General features: G+C 71.5%; 7 protein-coding genes and 1 pseudogene. 5 read left to right on the forward strand and 3 right to left on the reverse strand.

Features of this window, described 5'->3' with window-relative positions:
- Positions 1-255: pseudogene (locus tag D7X12_RS38505) on the forward strand (ATP adenylyltransferase family protein); the annotation flags it as partial.
- 19 nt (positions 256-274) lie between these two features.
- Here the strand turns inward: D7X12_RS38505 and D7X12_RS38510 are convergent.
- Positions 275-823, reverse strand: coding sequence for a hypothetical protein (locus tag D7X12_RS38510; RefSeq protein WP_147443934.1), 549 nt, complete (start codon positions 821-823; stop codon positions 275-277).
- A 141-nt stretch (positions 824-964) separates the two neighbouring features.
- Between D7X12_RS38510 and D7X12_RS38515 the strand changes: the two genes are divergently transcribed.
- From D7X12_RS38515 to D7X12_RS38525, 3 genes are all read left to right on the forward strand, one after another.
- Entirely contained in the window at positions 965-1,477 is a 513-nt protein-coding gene (locus D7X12_RS38515; protein ID WP_120630144.1) for a sigma-70 family RNA polymerase sigma factor, read from the forward strand.
- Positions 1,470-2,195, forward strand: coding sequence for a hypothetical protein (locus D7X12_RS38520; protein WP_120630145.1), 726 nt, complete (start codon positions 1,470-1,472; stop codon positions 2,193-2,195). The genes D7X12_RS38515 and D7X12_RS38520 overlap by 8 nt, the downstream gene beginning before the upstream one ends.
- A gap of 164 nt (positions 2,196-2,359) precedes the next feature.
- On the forward strand, positions 2,360-3,907 hold the full coding sequence (locus D7X12_RS38525; protein ID WP_158620208.1) for a caspase family protein: 1,548 nt from the start codon (positions 2,360-2,362) through the stop codon (positions 3,905-3,907).
- A gap of 12 nt (positions 3,908-3,919) precedes the next feature.
- Here D7X12_RS38525 and D7X12_RS38530 read toward each other — a convergent pair whose 3' ends face one another.
- Together D7X12_RS38530 and D7X12_RS38535 are read right to left on the reverse strand one after the other, a co-directional pair.
- Positions 3,920-4,681, reverse strand: a complete 762-nt coding sequence (locus D7X12_RS38530) for a hypothetical protein (RefSeq protein ID WP_120630147.1) — start codon at positions 4,679-4,681, stop codon at positions 3,920-3,922.
- A 63-nt stretch (positions 4,682-4,744) separates the two neighbouring features.
- Entirely contained in the window at positions 4,745-5,122 is a 378-nt protein-coding gene (locus D7X12_RS38535; protein ID WP_120630148.1) for a DUF1304 domain-containing protein, read from the reverse strand.
- 91 nt (positions 5,123-5,213) lie between these two features.
- On the opposite strand from D7X12_RS38535, the gene D7X12_RS38540 reads away from it, so the two are divergent.
- Positions 5,214-5,807, forward strand: a complete 594-nt coding sequence (locus D7X12_RS38540; RefSeq protein ID WP_120630149.1) for a TetR/AcrR family transcriptional regulator — start codon at positions 5,214-5,216, stop codon at positions 5,805-5,807.

Genomic DNA, 5,807 nt, shown 5'->3' on the forward strand with positions numbered 1-5,807 from the left:
CGGATGCTGGCGGCGTACCGGCTGCTGCGCACGGCGCTGGGGCTGGGGGACGCGTCGCGCGTGCCGTACAACCTGCTGGCCACCCGGGACTGGATGATGCTTGTGCCCCGGAGCCGCGCGGAGCACCTGGGCGTCAACGTCAACGCGCTGGGGTTCGCGGGCTCGCTGCTGGTGCGCACGCCGGAGCAGTTCGACGCGGTCGCGGCGCTGGGCCCGCTGGAGCTGCTGCGCCAGGTCGCGGGCGTCGCTCCGTAGAGGAGGAGACGCAAGCGGCTCAGCCGCAGCGTTCCCCTGTCAGCGCGCACCGGCCTGACGCGCAGGGGGTGAACGGCGGGTTCGAACAGCCGGACGCGGGACAGGCGCAGGTGGTGACCTGGTGGTTGGCCGGGTCGCAGCACGGTGCGTAGCCAATGTCACCGGGCTGCGTGCCCGCGTCCGGCGCCGGGCCTGCATCGGTGCTGATGCCGCCATCGGTGCCGGTGCCGCCATCGGTGCTGATGCCGCCATCCATGGGCATGCCGGCGTCCACCATGCCCGCGTCGGTGCCCGTGCTGGTCCCGGAGTCCCAGGTTCCCGCCGCGCCAGCGTCCTGGTCGGAGCTGTAGCAGGACTGGCTGAGCGACTCCGCGCAGGTGCCGGCCGCGCAGGCCCGGAAGGTGGACGGGCAGCCGTCGGAGGCGTCGCAGGGGCAGGTGTCCACCTGGCCGGAGACGCAGCAGACGGCCCACGTCACCTCGCCCAGCGGGTCCGGATCCTCGTAGAGCGGGTCGAAGCAGCCCGTGCCGAGCAGGGCCAAGATGGCGGCGGTGCGCAGTCGTTTCACGTGGGGTTGGGACACCCGGCGGACCCGGCGTGGGACATGCCATGGGGGCGCGGCTAGTATTCCACACCCCGTTGCAGGTGCGATGTCCCAGGCCCCTGGGCCCGGGTGTCTCAACGACGAACAGGAAGGTCGGACACGCGGATGGCGAGTGGGCTCGGTGCGGAGGAGCTCAGGGAGCTCTACGAGCGCTTCGCGCCCGTGGTGCACCGTCGCGCGCTCGCGCTCCTGGGGAGGGACGCCGATGCGTGGGACATCGTGCAGGAGGTCTTCGAGCGCATGTTGACGGCGGGCGCGCAGTTCCGACGGGAGGCCCGTCCGATGACGTACGTCTACCGCGTCACCACCAACCTGTGCCTCAACGCGCTGCGCTCGCGCCAGCTGCGCGAGCCGAAGCTCCCGGAGCGCGAGGAGTCCGCGGCCCTCACCCCGGGCCAGTGGGAGGCCGCCGACTTCATCCGCCACCTGGTGGGACGGATGGGCGAGCGCGAGCTGGAGGTGGCCACGCTGCACTTCTTCGACGGGCTGACGCAGGAGGAGGTTGCCCAGATGCTGGACGTGTCGCGGAAGACCGTCGTCCGGGACCTGGAGTCCATCCGGAAGAAGGCCGCGGAGCTGGGGCGGCTGCCCGAGGAAGCGCAGGCGCAGCGTGGCTGAGCACCTCTCGCGGTTGGAGTTGGACGAGTGGCTGGCGGGGTTGGATCCGTCGGGCCGCATGGGCGCGCACGTGGCGTCCTGCGCGGCGTGCGGACAGCTCGCGGATGGGATGCGCCAGGCGCGGGAGTCGAGCCTGCGCGCGCCCCGGGCGGCGACGGTGCTCGCGAGGCTGGAGGCGAAGCGGGCGCAACCGGCGAGGGCGCGTTGGAGCTGGAGCTGGGGCGGGCCGCTGGTGGCCGCGCTGGCCGTGGGGCTCGCGCTGATGGTCTACGTGCCGCGGGGCACGGGGGACGGCGTGCGGCTGAAGGGGAGCGTGGCGCTGAGGCTCCTGTCCGAGGACGGTGCGCCGCTGACGAGCGCGAGGCCGGGCGAGCGCGTGACGCTGGCCGTGGGCACCGGCCCGTACCGGAACGTGCTGGTGCTCGCGGTGGACGAGGCCGGCGCGGTGGAGGTGCTCTGGCCCCAGGGAGGACGGACGAGCGGCACGGTGGAGCCGGGTGCCCAGGTCCCGCTGTCACCGGCGCTGGAGGTGACGCCGGGCTCGGTGGCGGTGCAGGCGTTCTTCTCGGATGCGCCCCTGCGCGCGGAGGACGCACGGGCGGCGCTCACGGCGCGCATCGCCGAGGCCCGGACGAAGGGACAGGACCCGCTGGAGGTGGCGACACCCGAAGGCATCGGGAAGGCGAGTGCGCACGCGGTCCTGCGGGTCGCCCCATGAACAGGCGCTGCGCCATGGCAGGGCGCCCATCCTCCGGCCTCCAGAGCGACGCGCGTACACGCGCCCGTGAAGGTCGCTCCATGACGAGGCGCTGCGCCACGGCAGGGCGTCCATCGTCCGGCCTCCAGAGCGACGCGCGTGCACGCGTCCGTGAAGGCCGCTCCATGACACGGCTCTTCGCCACGGGGGCGTTCCTTCTCGCCATCCTCTGCGTGCTCGTGGGTCCGCTCGCGGCCTCCGCGGAGGAGGCCCCGCGCCGGTGGGCGCTGGTTGTCGGGGAGAACCAGGGACTGCCCGGCGAGGAGCGGTTGCGCTTCGCCGAGTCCGACGCGCGGCGGATGCGCGAGGTCCTCCAGGAAGTGGGCACGGTGCCGCCGGAGCGCACCGTCGCGCTGCTGGGCACGGATGCCGCGACGTTGCGCGAGGCCCTGTCGCGCTTCCAGGCGCGGCTGTCCTCCGAGGCCTCGCCGCGCGACTGGCTGGTGCTCTACATCTCCTCGCACGCGGGCGACGGCAACCTGCACCTGCGCGGCACCGAGCTGCCCATGCGCGAGCTGGTGGACTTCCTCAAGGGCGCCCCCGTGGGCGTGGGGCTGCTCATCCTGGACTCGTGTCGCTCCGGCCTCGCCACGCGCCTGAAGGGGCTCAAGCCCGCCGCCGCGCCCATCGCCATGGAGGCGGCGGACCTGGAGGGGCGCGTCGTCATCAGCGCCTCGGGCGCGGACGAGTACGCGCAGGAGTCGGACGCGCTCCAGGGCTCCTACTTCACGCACCACCTGGCGGCAGGCCTGCGCGGCGCGGCGGATGCGTCCCGGGACGGGCGCGTCACGCTGGAAGAGGCCTACCGCTATGCGTACGCGCGCACGCTGGAGGCCACCCTCGTCTCCCCCGGAGGCTTGCAGCGCCCCACGTTCCGGATGGACCTGCGGGGGCGCGGGGAGCTGATCCTCTCCGAACCGCGGCAGGCGCGGGGACGGCTGACGCTCGACGTGAAGGCACCGGGACGCTGGCTGGTCCTCTCCTCGGAGAGCGGCGCGCTGGTGGCGGAGCTGGAGAAGGCCGAGGGCCCCACGACGCTGGCCGTGGCCCCGGGGATGTACCGGATCCTCCTGCGCGCGGACGAGGGCTTCCTGGAGCGCTCCGTGACGGTGCCCGTGGATGGGCGTGCGTCGGTCGGTGGAGCGCCCCTGGAGCAGGCCGCGCGCTTGCGGCTCGCGCGCAAGGGGAGAGGAGCGCCCCCGCTGCTGCTCGCGGTGGGCCCGTCGTTGACGTCTGGGATTGTCGCGGGCCTTCCGTTCCTCGCCGGCCTGGACGTGCGCCTGGAACGCGAGGGGCGCCTGGGGCCCGGGCTCGACACCGCGGGGCTGGGCTTCGCGGTCCGGCGGGGTTCGGGCCAGCGTGAGCCCTTCCGTCAGACGGAGCTGGAGCTGCGGCTGGGCGCCGGGCCGCACTGGAAGCACGGCCCGTGGACGTTCACCGGAGCGCTGGAGGCCGGGGCGCTGGCCGTCTTCCAGTCCGGGCTCCCCAACGCGGAGACGCGCTTCGGTCTGGAGCCCCTGGCGCTCGTGTCGGGGGGCGTGCGGCTGCGCGAGCGAGCCCCGGTGTCGATGTTGCTGAACGCCTCCGTCGGTGGCGTGGTGGCGCGGAGGGACTCGGGCGTGGCGCTGGTGCCAAGGGCCTCCGCGTCCCTGATGGTGGGCTTCGCGCTCTAGGCTCTCCTCTCGCTACAAGCCGCTGGAGGATGCGTCCTTCGCGGATGGGTGGAAGTACTTTCCAAGCTGCCCCAGCCTCGGAGAGCCGCTGTCGCCCCGGACCTTGCCCGTCCGCTTCGTGTTCGCCTTGAACCAGTCGTACCAGAGCCGGGTCATGTCGGCTCCGGTGGGCTCCAGCACCTCGGCGATGTGCAGGATGAGCTGCCCTTTCTTGTCATACTTCGACCAGAGCGACTCCTTGTAGTCGATGACCCGATCATCCCTCACCCAGGAGTCGAGGACCCACAGCGCGTCCGCCTTGCTCTGGATCAATACGAACGAGTGACTGATGTCCTGGAGCTGCGCGAAGGCAATGACATAGCCGCCGGAGTTCGCGATGCACGTGGCCAGGGCGTAGGACGCGAGGTCATCGCAATTGCCGCCCTTGTACTTCCCCACGAAGGAGGCCATGAGCCCGCTGTCAATCCACCAGTCCACCGCGCCCGGATCATACTGGGTCACGTGGAAGGTCCGCGCCTCCTCCTCGTCGATCTGCTTCGCGATGCCGCTGTAGTACGACTTCACCTTCGAGTCGTCCCACGTCGCGTTGTTGTTGAGGGCCGGGAAGGGCTTCATCATCGCGCTGACCTCGTTCGCGATCTTCAAGGCATGGTCCGTGGAACCATCGCCGCGAACCAACCCATTCAGGGTCATGACCGTGGACAGGGCGTTCTTGCTGGTGAGCGGGTCATGAAACCGGACGACAACACGGCTGTCTTTGCTGAACTCGAACATGGCGGGGCCTCGTTCAACCGAAGCTACTCCATCCGCGGGGGGCCGGCCCGCCAGTCGAGAGCCCTACAAGACGACGAGCGCGATGGCCAGCAGCGGCAGGGCGCCCTGAATGATGCTGGCCCGCAGGAAGCGGCGGTTGCTGCTCACCAGCACCAGGGCCGCGGCCAGCATGCACCCGCAGCCGAACAGCACGGCCGCCACCCCCGACGTGACGGCGGCGGTGTGTACGAGCGCCACGCCCACGAACACGCCCACGGCGAGGAACAGGTTGTAGAAGCCCTGGTTGAGCGCCATGGACTTCATCACGTCCGCGTCCGCCTGCGACTTCAGTCCGAAGCGCCGCCACACCTTCGGCCGCGTGAAGAGGATGCTCTCCATCACGAAGAACAACACGTGGATGAGCGCGGCGATGACCGCGAAGACCTGCGCCAGTGGCGACATGATGACTCCCCTCCCGGGATGGTTTATTCTGTACCAGTCAGTTTCGAATTCATATTGAAACGGTCGGTACAGAATTGTCAAGGAGGGTGACGTGGCGCGGACGCGTGCGTTCGACGAGGCGGTGGCGGTGCGGGCGGCGTTGGGGGTGTTCTGGTCGCGGGGCTACGAGGCGACGTCGCTTTCGGACCTGGAGGCCGCGACGGGGCTGAACCGCTCCAGCCTGTACCAGGCGTTCGACAGCAAGCGGGCGCTGTTCGCGCGCGCCGTCGCGCTGTACCTGCAGGAGGTCATCGCGCCCCGGCTGGGCGTGTTCGCCACGGGCACGCCGGGCCTGGAGCAGGTGACGGCGTACTTCGAGGCGCTCGCGACGACGATGGCCAGCGCGCCGCCAGCGCTGACGCGGCGGGGCTGCCTGCTGGTGAATACGGCGACGGAGCTGGCCCCGCATGACGCCGAGGCCCAGCAGGCGGTGGAGGACTACCGGGCCCTCCTGCACGGGCACCTGACGCGGGCGCTGGAGGGCGCGGCGAAGGCGGGCGTGATGCCTCGCAAGACGGTGGCCCGGCGGGTGGAGTTGTTGCTGGGGTCCGTCATCGGCGTGCTCGTCACGGCGCGGGTGGACCCGGCCGCCGCGGCGAAGCTGGCGCGGGCGGCGGCGAGCGAGGCGGCGGGCTGGGCCGGGTAG

The sequence above is a fragment of the Corallococcus sicarius genome, from assembly GCF_003611735.1.
GTDB lineage: Bacteria > Myxococcota > Myxococcia > Myxococcales > Myxococcaceae > Corallococcus > Corallococcus sicarius.